Origin of the sequence: Aridibaculum aurantiacum (assembly GCF_017355875.1) — a bacterium.
Lineage (GTDB): Bacteria > Bacteroidota > Bacteroidia > Chitinophagales > Chitinophagaceae > Segetibacter > Segetibacter aurantiacus.
The window spans coordinates 20,815-42,197 of sequence record NZ_JAFEWC010000004.1 but is presented as its reverse complement, the minus strand read 5'-3'; the positions used below and the strand labels follow the sequence as shown (position 1 = coordinate 42,197).

10 protein-coding genes are annotated in these 21,383 nt (G+C 43.4%); 7 read left to right on the top strand and 3 right to left on the bottom strand.

Annotation, left to right across the window (positions count from 1 at the left end):
* The first annotated feature begins 70 nt into the window (after positions 1–70).
* The 5 genes from J4N22_RS18460 to J4N22_RS18440 are packed head-to-tail and all read left to right on the top strand — an operon-like array spanning position 71 to position 12,302.
* Positions 71–2,662 carry a hypothetical protein gene (locus J4N22_RS18460; RefSeq protein ID WP_207497058.1) on the top strand — a complete coding sequence of 864 codons (2,592 nt, stop codon included), beginning with the start codon at positions 71–73 and terminating at the stop codon, positions 2,660–2,662.
* 2 nt (positions 2,663–2,664) lie between these two features.
* Positions 2,665–4,407: an AAA family ATPase gene (locus J4N22_RS18455; protein ID WP_207497057.1), complete on the top strand. Its 1,743-nt coding sequence runs from the start codon at positions 2,665–2,667 to the stop codon at positions 4,405–4,407.
* A 9-nt stretch (positions 4,408–4,416) separates the two neighbouring features.
* The gene (locus tag J4N22_RS18450; protein WP_207497056.1) at positions 4,417–8,211 is read left to right on the top strand and encodes a helicase-related protein; all 3,795 of its coding nucleotides are present in this window, start codon (positions 4,417–4,419) and stop codon (positions 8,209–8,211) included.
* A gap of 3 nt (positions 8,212–8,214) precedes the next feature.
* Positions 8,215–10,281, top strand: coding sequence for a DUF1998 domain-containing protein (gene drmB / locus J4N22_RS18445; protein WP_207497055.1), 2,067 nt, complete (start codon positions 8,215–8,217; stop codon positions 10,279–10,281).
* Positions 10,282–10,292: 11 nt separating this feature from the next.
* On the top strand, positions 10,293–12,302 hold the full coding sequence (locus J4N22_RS18440) for an AIPR family protein (RefSeq protein WP_207497054.1): 2,010 nt from the start codon (positions 10,293–10,295) through the stop codon (positions 12,300–12,302).
* A 32-nt stretch (positions 12,303–12,334) separates the two neighbouring features.
* On the opposite strand, the gene J4N22_RS18435 is transcribed toward J4N22_RS18440, so the two are convergent.
* The 3 genes from J4N22_RS18435 to pulA form a co-directional block, all read right to left on the bottom strand.
* A complete protein-coding gene (locus J4N22_RS18435; protein ID WP_207497053.1) occupies positions 12,335–13,003 on the bottom strand; it encodes a DUF2461 domain-containing protein in 669 nt (222 codons plus the stop codon).
* A 214-nt stretch (positions 13,004–13,217) separates the two neighbouring features.
* On the bottom strand, positions 13,218–15,323 hold the full coding sequence (gene ligA / locus J4N22_RS18430) for an NAD-dependent DNA ligase LigA (protein WP_207497052.1): 2,106 nt from the start codon (positions 15,321–15,323) through the stop codon (positions 13,218–13,220).
* Between the two features lie 27 nt (positions 15,324–15,350).
* Positions 15,351–17,288, bottom strand: a complete 1,938-nt coding sequence (gene pulA / locus J4N22_RS18425) for a type I pullulanase (protein ID WP_207497051.1) — start codon at positions 17,286–17,288, stop codon at positions 15,351–15,353.
* A 246-nt stretch (positions 17,289–17,534) separates the two neighbouring features.
* Between pulA and J4N22_RS18420 the strand changes: the two genes are divergently transcribed.
* Positions 17,535–18,284, top strand: coding sequence for an NUDIX hydrolase (locus J4N22_RS18420; RefSeq protein WP_242692297.1), 750 nt, complete (start codon positions 17,535–17,537; stop codon positions 18,282–18,284).
* A 152-nt stretch (positions 18,285–18,436) separates the two neighbouring features.
* Positions 18,437–21,319, top strand: coding sequence for an alpha-amylase family glycosyl hydrolase (locus tag J4N22_RS18415; protein WP_207497050.1), 2,883 nt, complete (start codon positions 18,437–18,439; stop codon positions 21,317–21,319).
* The last annotated feature ends 64 nt before the right edge of the window (positions 21,320–21,383 follow it).

Here is a 21,383-nt window from a genome sequence, read left to right as displayed (position 1 = left end):
TGCAATTAACCTGCTTAGCTAACCAAGACTAACATCCCCCAATGTTGTCCGGTTTTAATATTAACCTGACATGCTTAACAAGGCTTATATACAGCATTCCATATCATGCGAATGCCCAGATTTAAGAAATCTTCAATATGAAATCAATGGTTGCATTGTGTCTGACTTTACTGCAAGCCAACTTCTTCCATTTTTAATCCATCAAAATACTGTCGATCGGAACCACCGAATTATAGGCCTTTATCCGTCAAACAGTACCACTACGATAAATTTAGTCCCATTCTTTGTAATAATGGGTCAGTACAGGAAAGCATTGTCCCTTTCAATGAAAAGGCATGACTTTGGAAATTTAGCATACGGACCAAACTGTAAACAAGTCGTTTTAAATGGAACTATATATGATGTAAGGCAAGTTAATTTTATAGATCGCAGTTTAATTATTCAAGCAGGGACTGGTGGTGATAAATCAATTCCATTTGACGAAACATACAAACTAAACTGGTTGTCTAATTCAAATTTTTTAAGAGATAAGATTGAGAAATTTGCAGATTTAGATCAAGCAGTTGAACAAAATATTTTTACTCTTCCAATACTTCCCCAAGATAATTTTGAGGCAGTTGTTTTGTTTACCAATATAAGCAAATTCGAGAGTCTTCTTAAAAACGTAAAAGTTGCAGGGACTGATCTAAGAAGACATTTAAACATTCAAAAAGTCATTTTTCCTGCCAACGATGCAGAGTTACGGTTTCAGCGTCTTTCTGGGCCTAATACTGAGAATGCTCCAGTTTCTCTGATTGTTGCACGTCAGGATTCGTTTCGCGCTTATAAATCAATCATAGAGGCAGGTAAAGGTCGATTTAATCATGTCAAAACTATAATCTTAGATGATTTCGATTCTTTTATATACAGTTGGGAAAGGTCACAAAGCCTTTTGCAAGAACTACAAAACCTAAATGAAGGATATCTTCAAATGGTGCGGGACAAACAGATCAAGGATATGTACTTAATTTCCCGGATCAGCAACCTGGATATTCATACTTATTTTAATGAATTAAAAATAGAATACAATCCATGGCTCTTGCAGCCATTGGAGCAATTAGATCTTGATGAAAAGAAAGTAGCTAATCCACCAAAAGTAATTGTCACATCTACAGGAGATCCTGAGTTTGAAAATTTAAATAAGAAACTTTGGGACCTGATTTTAAGATTGAAAAACATAGCTCAAGAAAGCTTTTGTAATGGTGAAATAATACGACCCCTCAGTTGTCTTTACAATCTACGTACTAAACTAAATTCTTTTTTCGATCCTAAAGCTCTGCAGGAATTTTCAACCGATTTTTTATCCAGTTTAGAGGAACTTCGGCAGAACTGGTTTTCTGGCGGACAAGATTATGGTCTAATAGAAGACATAAAATGGTATTTGGAACAATACATTTTGAATAATTCTCGTTTTGTCAACTTCAAACTACCAATTATTTTACAGGAGCTAAACAGCAGAACTTTACAAGGAACAATTGAAATAGTATCGGACAACAGCAGCATTGAAGATGCGAAGTGGCTTGTAAATACTTTGGGAGAGACCCTCCCTAACATCAAAATCCTACATATCCATAAAAAAGAATTCCACACATTTAATCAGAAAAATGAAGTTCCTTCTTCATATATATTTTATTTGACCAGTGATAGAAAAACAATTGGTGCGGCAATTGGCAATGTGTTAGCAGCAAATCAGTTATTTATATTAAATGAAAGAAGCTGCTATTTTGCAAAAAACCTATTTGGTAAATATCAGGACATACAAAAAGAAGTAGGTTGTGACCGTGTGAAGTATACTTTGCTTAATCTCCAGCCGCCATCCTCGTCTCCGGATAATATAGCCTCTGGTCTCATTGAGGTTGAGTTTAATGTGCCGAAGTTAGAACCGGAAATTGTCCAAAATGTATCAGAAGTTCAGGACATTGACCTGCAGGAAGTGGTTCAAAAGATTGTTCAGCAATATGAAGGTTCTAATGCAAAAGAACTATCTGAAAAATACATTCTTTTGTTTGATGACAGGACACTTAGTCAGGTGCCGGAGTCAAGACATTTCTATGTGTATGAAGATGATAAGGAAGATTTTGATTATGAAGCGTCTTTTAGGTCCGTAACGACCTTGAGCGCGGGTGATCAGATTATTGTAGCCAGACGTGGTCTTCAGGTCAAAGACCTGCTGGAGCAGGCCTTAAGAAAAGACCCTGCGTTTTCTCTGGCAATTGAGATGGATAAAAAATGGAGGCTCCTGCTGAAAAATCATATCGTCCGGTGCCGGATGGACCTGAATTTCTTCTGCAAAAAACTGCTGGACAACGGATTTAAAATTGGTCCTGCAACAGTGAAAAACTGGATCGATGGTGACACGCAACGCCCGGATAATTTTGTGAGTTTGCTGCATGCACTGGGTAAACTTGGCATTATCAACAATGATGAAATCGGTTCTTTCAATAAACACAACGCTGATCTTAAATCCATTCAGGCAGGCTTTGTAAGAACCGCAATCCGTAGACTTATCGCACGGCTTTATGGTATCAGGTTCCAAGAAGATGAGGTTTATACGGACAACCTGTTAAATGATTTTATCAATCATATTGAGATAAAAAGAATTTCGACAATTTATAAAATATAATCATGCCCCTTAGTCCCTCTTCATTGAACGGATATGAATTCAACTCACAGGCTGAAAAAGAGATTTATGTGGTGGCCGCAAACAGCACTTATTTTAATAACACCGAAAAATATCTTTTTCATTCTCTGAACATGGCAAAAACAGGGGATAAGAAGATCAAAGGAGAGATAGACTTTGTGTACATGGACAGCGAATGCATCCTTTTTCTGGAAGTAAAAGGCGGATCAGTAAAATTCGACTCGCTCAAAAATCAGTGGTATGTTCAGGGAGGTACAGAGCCGGGTGATCCTTTCAGGCAGGCGTACAACACTTTATTTTATACGAGAGACACACTGCTGCCGGATTTGTTCCGGGGCAAATCCATCCCGGGACGGCTGGTATATGGTATCGGTGTCTTGTTCCCTGACACCATTAAACCCGATGAGTTCAGAAAATCAACAATGGGGCAAATGGAATTTGATCCGGAATTGATTTATGATTACAGTGATCATAAGAAAGGGGGTCTAATCGGTTTTCTTCAGAAAGTTAAACGATACTGGTCCGCTCATCCGCAATATGCTGGAAGATCAGGTCTAAGTCAGAAAGAACTAAGTACCGTCAGCCGTTACTTCCGGCAGGATCTTCATTTCCGGTTGCCCGTTTCTGATCTTTTGAAAAAAGGAAGCGAGGAAGCACAGCGCCTCACAGGAATGCAGATGTATATTCTGGATAACCTGAAATACAATCCGGGAAAGGGAGGCGTGATTATGGGAGGCCCAGGAACCGGCAAAACACTCCTCGCGCTGGAGCTTTTCAAAAGGGCACTTACAGATGGCAGGCGCACCCTGTTAATCTGTTTTAATAAAAATCTGGCGGAATACCTTACTCAGCAAGGCCGTAACCTTGTGACTGAAGGAAATTATTTTATCTGTCACCTTCATAGTTTATACAGGGACAGGGATTTTCTTCAAAACCCGCCGGGTGACATCAGCAGCAATGAGGAATACTGGTCCCGTGATTTGCCGCTTCAGTTTGTTCGGAACTTGGCAGAAACTAAAAAGCGGTCGTTCGATTACCTGATCATAGATGAGGGGCAGGATATATTGAATGAATATCATTTCGAAGCACTGGGACTTCTGTTGAAAGGCGGCCTAGAATCAGGTAACTGGGCAATTTTTATGGACAAAGAGTACCAGAACATTTACAACAATGATGCAGATGAATATTTTGAGTACTTGCGTGATGTGTATCCCTGCTTTGTCAGTCTGCTTCAATTGAACTGCAGGAATACGCTTTCCACAATCAAAAGGGCCTCACTGCAAACCGGTTTCCCTGAAATGCCCTGTCTTCGCACGGATCAAACCTGGAACAGTGAAATAAAGTTTTATTCTTCTGATACTGATCTGAAAAACAGGGTCAGTGAGACAATCATAAAACTGGAAGCTGAAGGAGTTGAACGAAAAGATGTAACAATTCTTTGTTCGGAAAGAGAGCAGCTTATATCTCTTGTACAATCCAATCCGGGCCGGTATGTTGAAAGTGCTTTTCCGGTTTCCGGTAAAGTAATTGTGTCAACCATTCATGCCTACAAGGGACTGGAAAACAGATTTATCCTTATCTGCAGTCCGGAAGATTATAATCCGAATGACAAAAAGCAGATGTCACTGATCTATATTGCCAATACACGGGCTACAGCGCAAAGCATTTTTTTTATCAACAGCCGGTATCATTCTGTTATCGCGAATCGTATCGCCAATTCAAACTAAATCAATTTTATGCTCAGAGAAACTATTGTTGCAGAAGTTGCGAGAATTCTGCACGGACCAATAAACGGTAGTGGCGAACAGCTGGAGAAGAACCCACTTGATTTCTATTCTGTCGGCGTATTGTTTCCTCAACTCCCACTTACCAAAGAATACGAGGAGCAGGACGACAACAGTGTGGGCACAGGAGCACAGATGCAGCAGGAAAATGCAGGCGAAAATACTTCCGGTGAAGAAAAGTCAACAACACAGAAAGTAAGAGCATCTCAGGAGGCGGATACTACAGATAAAAGCGGAGAGCTGGAGCTGACCACTAAGTTCCGTCCGTCTGCTGCAGGGATATCTGTTCTTACTGCAAAAAATGCTTCACTTGAAATCAATATCCGCTTTGCTGTATATGTGAAGAAAAAAGCTGAAAAAGAAGTTGTAAAGGGGGAAGCAGTAACAATGGTCAGCGTAAATGTATATAAACATGTTCCGCACGAATTTACTCTTAAAATTAAAGGTGACACCTTTGATTTTGGCGACCTTAATTATTCAAAGAATGGAAATCTGATCAATGTAAATCTTAATGAGAATGCAATTCTGACGATTGCAACAAGGAACTACCCGCATAAATATGGTCAGGAAGCCCTCGAAATAAAAACCTTCACGCTGATCAATAAGAAGGAAGCAAAATCATCGGGTCACCAGAAAAGTGCAGACGATTGTCTGTTTCAGCCATCTCTAACGGTGCAAACGACAAACGGTTTCAAAGCTTTTGATGACCGGACCGACTTAAATATTCTGTCAGAAGAAGATCTTAATCTCAAATTGCTTTACCGAAATTACAAAGTTTATGCACAAGGACACGGCATATCGGTGGACTGGGATGAAGAAAACGACCAGGTTCAGAAGGTGTTTACACAGGTACTTCCACAGGAAAAAGTGAATGGTGTGGATCTGAATCCGGACGTATTCAAGGGGAGCAATATTTTGTATATAAAGAGACTGAGCGGAACTGCGCTTGAAATGTCATATGACTGGACAACGGTAAAAAGTGAGCTGGAAGTGTTTATCGATTTATATAAACAGTGGATAGTCGATCAGGGAGAGCAAATCAAGAACAATGGGCTGGAACCGAAACTTAAAGAACAGGCCGTAAAAAACCTTAAAAAATGTGAGAAGCTTTATGAAAGGATGAAGAAAGGGATTGAGTTGCTAGCTGCAGACAGCGAAGCACGGAAAGCCTTTGAAGATGCCAACAGGGCTATGTTTATGCAGCGGGTAATGGCAGATTTCAGCAGACACAGAAGGGTGGCAGGACGCGTACAGAAAAATAACGCAGGTACAGATGACGGCCTGCCCGATTACACCAAAATTCCATTTGATGCCGGTGCTGGAAAAATATGGCAAGAAGGAGAACTCCATATCGATTTAATCAACTATGAAAAAACGGGGACACTAGCACGCTGGCGCCCGTTTCAGCTCGCCTTCTTACTTTCCCAGGTCCAAGGGATTACAGACCCGTCCTCACCGGACCGTGATACTGTCGACCTTATCTGGTTTCCCACAGGCGGTGGTAAGACTGAAGCTTATTTAGGTCTTACAGCATTCACTATTTTCTTCAGGCGTTTGAAAGCTAGAAAATCATATAATGACCCTGACCAAGGAGCAGGTGTCTCTGTCCTCATGCGGTATACATTGAGACTTCTTAACAAACAACAATTTGAGCGGGCAACAATTCTGATCTGTTCCTGTGATCTTATCCGGCGGATGGAACCGGCTGCATATGGGAAAGTCAGAATATCAAACGGTATTTGGATGGGTAGATCCATGACACCAAACAATGAGGAGGATCAGCAGAGGGACTATGCTGATTATATAAGGCAGGTAAACAGAGGCAGACAACCAAGTACTTACAAAAGTTCACCTCCGCTGCTGTCCTGTCCGTGTTGCGGCAACCGTCTTGTCCGTGAAATTGAAAACAATCAGGTAATCGGACGATGGGGTTATTTCAGGACGGTAAATAACAGAGGGAGTGAAACAGGACGTTATCACATGGCCTGCACAAATACCCGTTGTGCCTTCTATGTGACTGCTGCTGACTTCCGGAAAAACCCTGATAAAACATTTCCTGTTTATGAAGTGGATGAAACAATTTACCAGGAACGTCCGTCACTGCTGTTCTCCACTGTCGATAAATTTGTTCAGCTTGCTTGGAGGAGTGATGCCTTCAATCTGTTCAATACAGAGTTCAGCAATAATCAGGTAAAACGGCTCTATCCTTCCCCGGAACTGATCATTCAAGATGAACTACATCTGATCAGTTCTGCCTTGGGAACGATATATGGGGTATATGAGATTGTAATCGACAGACTTTGCCGGGAAGCTGAGGGAAATATCTGCAAAGTCGTTGGCGCTACGGCAACCGTTCGGAATGCGGAAGAACAATGCAGGCGTTTGTACGGCAGGAAGCATTTTCTTCAGTTTCCTCCTCCGGCTACCGATGCAGACGATTCGTTTTACGCAAAGAAAATCAAGGTAGACGATCCAAAGAACAGGCTCTATGTTGGATTCATGCCATCGGGTGTGACTACCAGCACAGCCCTGATCCGGCTGGCCTCAGTCCTGCTTGAAAGAATACCTGTACTGCCCGCAGCAAATGGAGAGCTGGATCGGTATTACACACTGGTTGTGTATTTCAATGCATTAAAAGAATTGGGAAAGTTCAGGACCTTTCTTACCGATGACATTGTCGCTTACAGGAAAATGCTGGCTAATCATTTCAGCACGTTTTTCAAACCGTTCAACCAGAATGCCCTTTGTGAATTGTCCAGTGTCATGACGGCAGATGACATTAACAAAGGTCTTGACAGACTGGAAAAGACAACACTTCCTGCCGGGCTTGATGAAAATAATTTGCTGGTTCAGAAACTTTTCGCAACGGGTATCCGGACAAATGGAGATATTAAAACAGCAAAAGGTTCTGTCTGGTCAGGATTTTTAAACAAGCCTTTTTTCGATCAGATCGATCTTGCTTTTTCAGGTGACAGTGAAAAGGATTATAAATCGTTTATCAATGCTGTAAACAATCTTATGGGGGGACATCCCGATCCGGTGCAGATTGCACCGGCGACAAACATGATTTCAGTGGGCGTTGATATTCCCAGGCTGAACACCATGATTGTAAACGGTCAGCCCAAAACTACTGCAGAATATATTCAGGCCAGCTCAAGGGTAGGAAGGGAAGGCCCTGGTGTGGTTTTCACTTTTCTTGCACCCACTAAAAACAGGGACCGTTCACATTATGAACAATTCAAGGCATTCCATCAGGCTTATTACTATCATGTTGAAGCAAGCTCCGTTACACCATTCTCCCGGCCGGCACTCGAAAAGGTCCTGCCTACAGTGCTGATTACCCTGACCCGCAGTTTGTTTCTTACCGGAAGCCACGGTGTATTCAGTCCCGCAGATACAGCTTACAGGACATTTGTTGACGGCGTTATACAGGATGTCAAAGCCAAAGCAATTGCCATTTATGGAGCGGCTGACGCAACTGAGATATGTGATACAATTGATTCTATTCAGCAGGAGTTCACTACACGGCTCTCAATGCTCGATGGTGACCGGAGGCTAGCAGTCTATACGGATTATATGCGTTATGACCCCAACATAGAACAGGTTGTAACTAAAATCAGAAATCCGAATGCTGTTTACAATGCTCCGGCACAATTTGTTGAAAGCCTGCTGCAGGACCACATTCCGACAATGCAGACATTGAGAAATGTCGAATCTTCTTCCAAAGTAAGGATTAAAAGCATTTAACTTATGAGTTACGATATCAGACAGTCACAAATTATACATACATGGCCGTCCGGCTCAATGATTGATTTTCCGGAGCTTTCACTGATCATGCTGTGCCATGATGATGGCTACGGCGACTGGGGAAATGTAAATCAGGAAGACCCGAATAAAAAACAGGTGATTAGAGACAGTCGCCTGGCAGAAGCATTTAAGGTCGATCATTTTGTGGTTCCCCCACAGGAGGATGGCATTAATAATCTATCCGCCTATGGAATACGGTTTCCCGGAGCGCAGTATTGTCCAAAGTGTGGGCTGATTCATTTTATTACAAAGACGAGAGGGCAGGCAATAATTGAACGGGGCTCTTTCGATCAGAAGATGCGAGCTTTTACTTGTGATGCCTGCACTAATAATCAGACGGGTATCGGCCCCAATCTGGTGCCAATGCGCTTTGTGATTGCGACAGAAGAGGGTTTTCTGGGTGATTTTCCTTGGGACTGGTTTGTTCACAAAAGCTGTCCTAAAGAAAGGGGCCAGAGACATCTGCTTTATTATAAATCAAAGGGAGGATCAGCAGGTCTGAGCGATATTACAATTGAGAGTTACCGGAGAGGAAGCAATACTTTTTTAGCCAGCAGAGATCTCGGTCAGATATTTGACCAGTCAATTTTCACTGAAACAGATGCAGAAGGAAATTATCTGGATTATGTAAACAATTACCTGCCAAAACCATGGAAAGGATGGCATAACAATGAGAGCTATGTAACAGAGCTCGTCAGTGACGTTCCAAGGCAGGGAAACATCATGGACGGTGATGATTTATCACCGGCTGCAAAGCGCAAGTTTCCCAGGACAATGCAAAGGGGCGCCGGCAATATTATTTTCCCCATTATTTACAGCGGTATCCTCCTGCCACAGTCAGCCTATGAGCAGCAATGCCCTCCGGAAGTGCAGCAAAATCTGGACTCAACGGTCACAATTTTCAGGGACAGTATGCCGGATATATATCAGGACTATACAAACGAGCAATGGCGCGATTTCCTGATCAGACTTGTCGAAAGCAATCCGAATCACCAGTTGCTGAAACTTGGCTATACCAAGGAAGCAGTCATCGGTTTTATCCGGAATCATTTTGGTGAAAAGCCCGAAGAGCGCTTTATCAACAAAGCTGTATTGCTTCGTCAACAGGAATTCAGCGCTTTTACAGGGACAGTGATAAAGGATAAGACAGTATGGTTCAAAAAGAAGAAAGTTGATGGTAATGAATACAACAGCCTCACAGGTCAGCCCGATCTGTTGGAGGAAGTAGTACTACTTGAAAAACTCTCCGCACTGAAGGTCTATAAGGGGTTCACGCGGGTGAAACCATTGATGGGTGAAGAACTAGTTTTTGCAGAAGCTGCGGATAATTTAGATACGAAGCAGAAACACGAATTTGAGCGTATACAGGATGCACGCAGAGACCCCTTGCATACAAGGGAATTGCCCGCAGTTGAAGTGAAAGGAGAAGGAATTTTTCTTAAGTTCAGTAATAAAAAGCTCAATGCGTGGGCAGATGAGTATCCGAATGCACGTCTCGATACGATAAACCACAACTTAGAACAGGCGAACCTCAGTTTCAACCAGAATCATGAGTTAATCAATAAACGGTACTTATTCCTGCATACACTTTCCCATATACTGCTAAAAGAGCTGGCAGAGGACTGCGGATACAGTCTTTCATCCCTCGCAGAAATTATCTACTGTAGTGGCAACTCTTCAATCGGGACTGAAGAAGAGATGAACGGTATCCTTATTTATACCACGACTTCCGACGCTGAGGGATCCCTAGGCGGATTGGTTGAAAAAGGACAGCCGGATTATCTTTCATCAGTGATGAACAAAGGTGTCGATAAAGCGCGCTGGTGCTCCTCTGATCCGCTTTGCATATCAGCAGAACAGGGGCAGGGCTTTATGGGGCTTAACCTTGCAGCCTGCTATTCCTGTGTGCTGCTACCCGAAACAAGCTGCGAAAAAATGAACAAATACCTGGATCGTGCAGCGGTGATCGGAACACTTAATAATTCACGAATTGGACTTTTTAATCAATAAAATCAAACATTGTGACACTTGACGAATTTGCAGCTGACTTTCTTGAAAATGTAATGATTAGTGTCGATACTGACAGTCTTTCTTTAGAAGATGCAATTACAATTGATATCTTGGAATACATAAAAGATTGCGGTGAAATTCTTGAACCGCAAGTATGCAGTTTCAAAGTGAGAGGCATGAAAATTAACGCCTTGGACTATGACGATGACAATGAGGCTATTGATCTGTTTGTCACGTTAAGTAAAGAAGATTCAAGAATTCAGAAGATCTCAGACAAAGACGTGCTAGACGCTTTCAGCAAAGCCGAAAAGTTCTTTCTGGCAGTTAGAAATGGAACTATTGGAGATAAAGTTGATCAGCCAGACGAACAGCTGTCTGATTTTATTGATATCATACAGCATACCAAAGCTTATTCCAGAAACGTCCGTGTTTTTGTCCTTACCAATGGGCTATGCTCACCACACATTGTACCACAGGATAAAGAGGAAAACGATATTATTTGGGATTATGAGCTGTGGGATATCGAGCGGATATACCAGCAATATTTAATTAAAGCAGGAAAACAGAAGATTGAAATTGATTTTCAAAGGGATTATAATTACAGACTGAAGTGTCTTCAGATGGAGAATGTGAGCGATAAAGTGGATGAATATCTTGCAATTCTCCCTGCTCTGATTCTCGCAGACATATATGGCCAGTATAAGCAGGGACTTCTGGAAAAAAATGTAAGGACCTTTCTGCAGTTCAAGGCAAAGGTGAATAACGGCATCCGAGAAACCATCAGGACCCAGCCAGATATGTTCTTCGCCTACAACAATGGCATTTCCACCACCGCGGAAAAAGTGGACGTGATATATGAAGAAGGTATCCCTTATCTGAACCGAATTGAGAATCTGCAGATTGTGAATGGTGGCCAGACAACGGCTTCCATCTATTACACCTCCGGTGAAAAGGGAATTGACCTTTCTAGGGCTTTCGTGCCGATGAAGATATCTGTCGTTAAACCTGGTAACAGTTTAAATGACGTAGTTCCCAGCATTTCAAGGTTCGCAAACAGCCAGACAGCTATCAAAGACTCGGACTTCAGTTCAAATTCGCAGTATCACGTTTCTCTAGAGCAATGGTCGAGGAGTGAGTGGGTTCCGGAAACTGGTGGAGGAAAAGCTATAAGCAAGTGGTATTATGAAAGGACAAGAGGACAGTATTTAGACGAACGTTCAAGAATACCTTCCAAGAAGGATCAGAAGCGCTTCGATGTAGAGTATCCAAAGAAGCAAAAGTTTAATAAAACAGATTTGGCAAAATATGAGATGAGCTGGCGACAACGTCCTCATGATGCCAGTAAAGGAGGAGAAAAAAACTTCCTGTTGTTTGTGAAGGACACGGATCACAACGTGGAAATTTCCAAGACGCAGTACCATCACGTGATTGCCAAAGCTATTTTATTTCATGAGATTGATAAAATGATAACGGCAAAAAAGCTAGGAGGCTATAAAGCCAATGTTGTTTCTTACACCATTGCTATTCTCTCCTTCAAAACAGGGCAGAAGCTTGATCTGGAAACCATTTGGCAACAGCAGGAATTAAATGACGACTTACGTGCAATAATCAACCGCCTCATTGATGTAGTCTGGGAACATATAATGTCACCCTCAAAGTCTGGTATGAACATTACCGAGTGGTGTAAAAGACAGGAATGTTGGCTGACGTTAAGGGATAAGCATTTTGACACAGGAATGCTAAAAAACCATCTGGTTCTGTATGGTGGTAATGGCATGCAGGCAGAGGCATTAACAGAGCAGGAAATTAAAATGATTGAAGAAGCATCAACTGTGAAAGCTGAAACTTGGTTTGCATTGGCAAAATGGGCGAAGGAGAACAATCTTTTTTCCCCGTTCGACAGAAAGCTTTCTTACAATTTAGGTATTATTGAAAGCAGAGGAAAGGGCATGTCCGTAAAGCAGGCAAAAAATGGAATAAGAATACTACAACTCTCAAAAAAGGAGGGATTTGAAGAATAATCATACCAAAAAAGCATCCTGTAATCCCGTCCCTACTCAATCGCCCTGTTAATAAACTTCACCAGTGGCATCAGCACGATGAAGTCTTTGACGATCTTGCTGGTGATGCCTTTGGAGGTGAGGTCGTTGTCGGTAAGTGGTTTGATGGCTACGAAGCTTTTTAGCTTCAGGTATTCAATGGCGGAATTGTCTTTTTCGTAGCCTTTGGGTTCACGGGTTAGCTTGTATTCTGGCGAGGCATCGAGATCGCCGTAGGTCTTTTTGAATTCTTTGCTGCCGGTGATGGCCTTTAGTTCATCGTAGCAATAATCTATTTCCTGTCTTACTTTCTTTAGCACATCGGCGGGAGGCATCCACAGTCCGCCACCTACCATGCTGTTGTTGCCGGGCTCGCAATGAAAGTAGTAGCCGGCAAAGCCTGAGCTCTTACCTCCCCGGTCGAAGCTGGCGCCCATGTGGTGCTTGTACGGTGTCTTATCGTTGCTGAAACGCACATCGCGGTACTGCCTGAAGATGCACTTCTTTGGTTCCAGCGGTGCCATGTCAGGATCTGCATCTGCCAGCTGCTTTAGTATCTCCGACACCATCTGTTCGAAGTCGTTGCGTGCAGCGTCTAACCGGCTCCTGTTCTCATCGAACCATGGCTTGTTGTTATTGGCTTTCAGATCAACCAGGTATTGTAGTGTGGAAGGGGAGAGCATGGGGGTGATTTGAGAATTTAGATTTTAGATTTTGGGATTTTTGGGATTTTGAGATTTGGGGATTTTGGGGGAAAGCAAATTTTGAAAATGAGCAGAATTTGAAAGTTTGAAAATGAGGTTGTTCAACATTATGCAGCTACCAATCAACATATCAACATATCAACTACTCAACCAATCAACCAATCAACCTATCAACCACACTAATCACCAATCACTAACCACCGATCAACTGCAAAAACTCATCTTCACTAATAATCTTCACCGTGTTGATCTTTTTTGCTTTTTCCAACTTGCTGCCGGCGTCTTCGCCTACTACCAGGTAGTTGAGTTTGCTGCTGACGCTGCCGAGTAGCTTCCCTCCCTGCTGTTCTACCATTTCTTCTGCCTGTGTACGTTTTAGTTTGTTGAGGGTGCCGGTGAACAAGAAGGTCTGACCGCTTAAGCCACCGGCTACAGGAGCCGTTCGCTTGGTGTTATTCATCTGCACACCTAAGCTCTCCAGTTGATGCAGCATCTCTATGTTCTGTTCGTTGCTAAAGAAGGTATGGATGCTCTTTGCCACCTTCACGCCTATGTCTTCCAGCGACTGGAGTTGTTCTTCGCTATAGTTTTTCAGGTCGAGCAGGTGGTCTACGGTATTGGCCAGCACCTTGGCAGTTGTTTCGCCCACATAGCGAATGCCCAGTGCAAAGATCAGCCGGTTGAGCGTTTGTTGCTTGGATGCTTCAATGGCGGCTTGTATGTTGTCTATTGATTTTTTTCCAAAGCCCGGCAGGCTGCCGATGCGGGTACAGTCGAGTTGGTAGATGCCGGGAATATCTTTTAGCAGTCCCAGTTCATAGAATTTTCGAATGTTGGCTTCGCCAAAGCTGCGGATGTCCATGGCGTCTTTGCTTACAAAGTGGATCATTCTTTCTACCACCTGCGCAGGACATTCAATGTTTACGCAGCGCCACACAGCCTCGCCTTCTTCTCTATATAATTCACTTTCACAGGCAGGGCATTTAGTAGGAAACTGGATGTTTGTTTCACTACCATCTCTTACCTCTGCCAATGATTTTACAATGTATGGTATTACATCACCTGCTCTTTCCACCAGCACGGTGTCGCCGATCATCAGGTCCTTCTCCTTTATCACATCTTCGTTGAACAAAGAGATAGAACCAACCGTAACACCACCAATGAACACAGGGTCAATTTTAGCTACAGGTGTAATAGAGCCGGTGCGGCCCACCTGGAACTCTACATTGCGCAGCTTGCTGGTTGCTTGCCTTGCTTTGAACTTGTATGCAATAGCCCAGCGGGGATGGTGGGTGGTCATGCCCATTGCATCCTGCAGCGCCAGGTCGTTCACCTTTATCACCATGCCGTCTATTTCAAAAGGCAGGTCGTCGCGCTTGCTTTCGTACTCGTTGCAGTAGTCTATCACGGCTTGTATTCCCTTCACCACCTTCATCTCGTTCATCGGGCTGCGAAAGCCAACATTCCATAGCATCTGCAGGTTGCCGGCGTGAGTGTGCAGCAGCGCATCTTTCTTTTTGTCTACAGCTTCTCCGGTAGTAGTATGATAGCTGATGTTGTACAGGAAGGCTTCCAGTCTTCTACGTGCTACTTCTTTAGGATCTTTCATGCGCAAACTACCAGAAGCAGCATTGCGCGGGTTGGCCAGTGGCGGCAGGTTCTGTTCTGCCAGTTGTTCGTTAAAAGCTTTGAAGGCTTTTTTGCTCATCATCACCTCGCCACGTATCTCTACCGTGTGCACACCATATTCAGAAAAGGCAGCGTGCAGTGGAATAGAGCGTACCTGCTTCATGTTGGTGGTAACGTCGTCGCCTTCTACACCATTACCACGGGTGGCGCCACGCACCAGGTGGTCATTCTCATAAATAAGTGAAATGCTGGCACCGTCAAACTTCGGCTCGATGCAATATTCCAGCTCGTCTTTTTTGGCTACTTCTCTTGCTTTGCGGTCCCAGTCAATTAAGTCATCAGCATTATAGCTGTTCTCCAGGCTAAGCATCGGCACCAGGTGCGGAACAGTTTTAAAAGCAGCGTTCAGGCTACTGCCCACACGTTGTGTAGGTGATGTAGTTGTAATGAGCTCCGGGTGCGAATGTTCTATCTTCTCCAGCAGTTTGTATAGCTGGTCGTATTCTGCATCGGAAATGAGCGGGTCGTTCAATACATAATATCGGTACTCGTGAAAGCGGAGAATGTCGCGCAGCTGCTCTATTATCTCGAATGCTTTCTCTGTATGATTGGCCTCAATTAGCTCTTTCGTGCGTTTCTGTAGGGCTACTACTTGTTCCTTTGAATACATGTGGTACGATTGGACAGCAAATGTAGGTTACCGTGCAAACAATATATATGCAGTGGTAGCAGGTATGGTCAGTTCTGTACCTTCTACTTTCCTGATACCTTTTTCGTTGATGGTATTTCCATCACCAGCCAATGTCCACTCACCGGCAGGAAGCGAGACATGTTTATCATGCTTATTTCCATTTAGCAGCACAAGTATTTGCTTCCATTTGTCGCCGTTGGCATTGCCACTTATCTCGTAGCTTATCAGCAGCGGGTCGTGTGTATCGTGAAACCTAAGATGCTCCTGGATCATTTTGGTAGTCGACATTCTAAAAGCCGGATGATTTTTGCGCAGCGCTACCAGTGCTTTGTAATATTCAAATTCTTTCTTGTACTTGTTTTTCCAGCTCCAGTCTATTTGGTTGATGGCATCCGGCGATTTGTACGAATTGGCAACACCTTGTTTGGTGCGTAATAGTTCAGCGCCTGCATGCAGGAAAACCACCCCCTGGCTTGTAAGCACTGTAGTATGCGCCAGCTTGTCCATTTTTATCAATGCTTCTTCCGAGGCATGTTCGTTGCCATGTTTCAGCCTGTCGAACAATGTATGGTCGTCGTGGCAGGAAACATAGGTGATGCACTGGCTCGGTTCATTTGCCCATGGAGCTTTTGAATAATTCACATGATGGTAGTTGATCTGCGGGTGCTGTGTTGCTGCTACAATGCCAAACTTCACACTTTCGGCTGTGCCCGCTTTTCCACTAACAAAGCCAATTTCGCGGTCGTTGCTAAAAGGGCCGCGTAAGCCATCCCTGATGTCGTCGCTAAAGGCAGCAATATTTTGCAGTTTTGGCGTGTTGATCTTTATTGCCCTTTGATCTTCAGGCAATGGACTGCCACCTGCTGTCCAGCCTTCGCCATACACAAAAATGGTAGGATCTATTTTATGCAGCGTCTCGCTTACCTGGTTCATGGTTTCAATATCATGGATACCCATCAGGTCGAAACGGAAACCATCAATATGATATTCCTTTGCCCAATATGCAACTGATTCTACAATGAACTTGCGCATCATTGCTCTTTCCGATGCAGTTTCATTTCCACAGCCACTGGCGTCGGAATAGGAGCCATCTTCTTTTAACCGGTAGTAATAACCCGGCGCAAACTGGTTGAAGTTGGATTTTTCAGTAGTGCTTGTATGATTGTATACTACATCCAGTATCACACGGATACTATTATCATGAAGTGTTTTTACCAGTTGTTTGAATTCTTTGATCCGCACATTTCCATCATATGGATCTGTAGCATAACTCCCTTCAGGAACATTGTAATTGGCAGGATCATAGCCCCAATTGTATTCATTTAGCTCCAGCTTCGTTTCATCTATGGTGCTAAAGTCGAAGGAAGGCAGCAGGTGAACGTGGGTAATTCCCAGTTCTTTTAAATGATCAAGACCAGTGCTTTCACCTGTTGGTGATTTGGTTCCGGCTTCTGTAAAACCCAGGAACTTGCCTTTGTTCTTGATGCCTGAGTTGGGGCTGATGGAGAGGTCGCGTACATGCGTTTCGTAAATGATGATGTCGGTAAAGCTCTTCTGCTGCGGTCTTTTGTCTTTCTCCCAATCCTTTGGATTAGTAGATCTCATGTCTGCCACCATTCCTCTCAGACCATTGGCGCCTACGGCTTTGGCATAAATATCAGGTCTCTCCAGCAACCACTTCCCTTCCTGTTTTACCTGGAAAGTATAGTATTGGTTCTTCAGATCTCCTTCCGCCACTACTTCCCATACACCATTGGTGCTAGGTTTTAAATTGATGGTTTTTGTTGCCGTTCCACCCAGGCCTGATGGGTACAGCCGTAGCACCACTTCCGATGCATTGGGTGCCCATACTTTAAATTTGGTGCCTTTGGGTTGGTACGTTACCCCAAGATCGGAGCCGGTATAAACTGGATACGTTGTTTGTTCTTGTGCTATTGCTATCATATTGAAAGAGCAATAGAGAAAAATTGATACCACCAAAAATGTGTGGCGGGCAAGGCAAGTTATCATTAGCAATAATTGAGGAAAATAAAAGTATAAAATGAATGTGTAACTTTTACACTTTACCAGATATCTTTGACTCGTAAAGGAAATGTGCGTTCACCAGGATTTTGATGATATGTATCATTTACACATTAATCTTAAAATATCCTACTTTCATATCCTTTCTAGAAACTAACGATTGCCAATATGGATAAATCTCCATCACCAGGCGTACTAGATATGCCACAGGAAGCTCCACTTATTCAAGATCCAAAATCACTTGTTGATTCCTATCCTGTTGTTCCCATTACTGTAGACTGTGTCATTTTTGGCTTTGACGAGAATGAGCTGAAAGTGCTGCTGATACGCAGTGATCTTGAAGTTTTTGAAGGTAAATGGTCGCTACTGGGTGATGTAGTGCACGATACAGAAGAATTGGACGAGGCAGCGTACCGGGTTCTTCGCCAGCGTACGGGCATGGAAGACGTATTCCTGGAGCAGGTAAAAACCTTTGGCAGCCCCAACCGCCACCCGGGTGGAAGAGTAGTAACAGTTGCTTACTGTTCGCTGTTAAATGTGCTTCACCACCAGTTAAAGATCTTAGATAATGAATTGCACTGGCATGCGGTGAACCAGCTGTGCGATATGGCTTTTGATCATAAGGATATTATTGATGAATGCTACAGCTGGCTGCAGAAGCGTATCCAGGAGCATCCATTAGCTTTCAACCTGCTGCCCGAAAAGTTTTCGCTGCGCCAGTTGCAGAACCTTTATGAAGCAATTCTAGGCGTTTCACTCGACCGCCGCAATTTCCGGAAGAAGTTTTTCTCTATGGATTTCCTGATAGATATAGAAGAATATGAAGAAGATGTTCCGCACCGGCCGGGAAAACTGTACAAGTTCAATTTTGAGAAATATGAACAAAACAAGCGGAAGTGGTTCGGAATAGATTTCTAATGGTTATAAGCCTATAGCAGAGGATTATTTTTTAACAAAGTATTTGACGGATAAAATATTTTCTATATTGTGTAAGATTTACACATTTGATTTAAGTAGATGACGTTGATTATCAACTAAATCAAATTCTAACTGACGAAATTGCTGTGCGTATGAAACTATTTTCTACACTGTTTTTCCTGTTCTATGCAGTGATCTGCCAGGGACAGCTCCTCTCTACCAATCCTGTTTTTGTAAGAGAATCTTCTTCTACAATTGAGATCTCCATGGACGCCAACTTTGGCAACCAGGGATTAAAAGATCATACACCTACTTCTGATGTTTATGTACATATTGGTCTGATCACCAACCTGAGCACCAGCCCTACCGACTGGAAGTACTCTAAGTTCACATGGGGACAGGCAACACCGGCAGCGCAGGCTACTTATGTGTCGCCTAACAAGTGGAGGTTTACCATTACAGGTGGACTACGCAGCTTTTTTGGCGTTACCAACCAGAACGAGGTGATCCAAAAGATCGTGATCCTGTTTAGAAGCGGAACTGGAGCCAAGGCGCAAAGAAATCGTGATGGAACGGATATGTACATCCCGGTTTATGATAACAACCTGCAGGTGAGAGTGACGCAGCCTTTCCGTCAGCCTACGTTCAATCCTATTGCAGAGCCTTTGAACCTTGTCATTGGAAATTCACTTACAATTTCTGGCGCTTCGAGCGATGCTGCACAACTGAAATTACTATTTAATGGAACCGAGGTGGCAAATGCAGCAAATGCTACCACTGTCTCAGCAAATGTTACCATCACCACTACCGGTACCCAAACCGTGATAGCAGAAGCGACAGTGGGTACTACAGTAAAAAGAGATACCGTTACCTTTTTTGTAACACCGACCACTGTAGTGGAACCACTACCTGCTGGTGTACGCAATGGTATCAACTACGAGAGTGGCGATACTTCTGTTACGTTGGTGCTTTTTGCCCCGGGTAAAAATTCGGTTGCTGTTATTGGCGAGTTCAATAACTGGGCGCCAACTGTACAGCACCAGATGAAGAAAACGCCTGATGGAAATCGTTTCTGGGTAAGGATTACTGGTCTTACACCTGCAAGAGAATATGCTTACCAGTTTTTGATTGATGGCACATTGAAGGTGGCAGATATGTATGCTGAAAAAGTATTGGATCCATGGAATGACCAATACATCCCGGCTGCCAGCTATCCAAATTTGAAACCTTACCCTGCTGGTCAGTCGGGTGTGGTGAGTGTGCTGCAGACAGCAAAGCCTACATTCAACTGGCAGGTACAAAATTTTGCCAGGCCTGATAAAAGAAACCTGATTATTTACGAACTGCTGGTGCGTGATTTTGTGGCCACACAAAACTGGAATACCTTACGCGATACGCTTGGCTATTTGAAGCGTTTGGGCATCAACACCATCAACATTATGCCGTTCAACGAGTTTGAAGGCAACATCAGCTGGGGATACAATCCTTCTTACTTTTTTGCCCCTGATAAAATTTATGGTACAGAAACAGCATTGCGCCAGTTTATTGATGAGTGCCATAAAGAAGGCATAGCAGTGGTGATGGATATAGCATTGAACCATGCTTTTGGTATGTCACCAACTGTGCAGATGTATTGGAATGCAGCACTCAATCGTCCGTCTGCCGATAACCCATGGCACAATGAAGAAGCGCGTCACCCTTTCAATGTTGGTTTTGATTTCAACCATGAAAGCCAGGCAACAAGGACATTGGTAGACCGCGTGGTGGAGCATTGGCTAACCAACTATAAGATCGATGGTTTCAGATGGGATCTTTCTAAAGGGTTTACACAGGTAAACTCTGGTAGTAATGTAGCGCAGTGGGGCAACTACGATGCCAGCCGTATTGCCATCTGGAAACGCATTTACGATAAAATGATGGCAACGTCCGCTAATTCTTATTGCATACTGGAACACTTTGCAGATAACTCAGAAGAAACAGAACTGGCTAATTATGGCATGCTGCTGTGGGGCAACCTGAACCACAACTTCAGCGAAGCTGCCATGGGGCATTTGGCTCAGTCAAATTTCCAATGGGGCATTCATACTGCCAGGAACTGGACGCGGCCTCACCTGATCACTTACCAGGAAAGCCATGATGAAGAAAGGCTAATGTATAGAAACCTGAACTTTGGTAATACCAACAACCCTGCTCATAATGTACGCGACCTGAATGTAGCACTTAAAAGAAACGAGCTAACTACCAGTTTCTGGTCAATGATACCTGCGCCAAAAATGATGTGGCAGTTTGGTGAACTTGGTTACGATTTTTCTATCAACTATTGCCAGAACGGAACCGTGAATGATAATTGCCGTACAGATCCGAAGCCTATTCGCTGGGATTATCTAGGCAATCCAAATCGCAAAGCATTACACGATCATTATGCACGCATGCTGCGTTTGCGCAATATTCCCAACTTCCTTCCTACCTGGGTTACCAATAATGTTTCATACAACTTAGCCGGAGCCTTTAAGTGGTTGCAGGTGAATTCTGACTCGTTACGCGTTACCGTCATAGGCAATTTTGATGTAGTGCCGGCTACTGGTAATATCACTTTCCAGAGCCCTGGTATTTGGTACAACTATACAGGCGGTGGTACGCGCAACGCGACAGGTGGTACAGAAAGCATCACACTGCAGCCTGGAGAATATGCTGTATACCTGAACAGGGATGTAAATAATCTTGTTACCACACCAGTGCGAAATGTTGCTGCCACAGCGCTCAACATGCGTATGTCTATATATCCAAACCCGGTAAACAAGTTCGCGGTTATAGATTACGATCTGCCTGAAAGTGGAAATGTGACGGTGTCTGTATTGAATATGACAGGCCAGCAACTGGCTACACTATACACAGGTTTTAAAGCAAGAGGAACTCAAAAATTACCAATTAATTCTAATGGTTTCAATCCTTCGCGACTTGCCACAGGAATGTACTTGTTAAAGATTGAAGTGAATGGCAAAATGAAGGTTCAACAGTTCCAGGTTATAAATTAAAGTACGCTTAAATGGTGTGGCAGCAAGCATCGTGTTGAAGAGGTGCATTGTCTTATTAACCCAT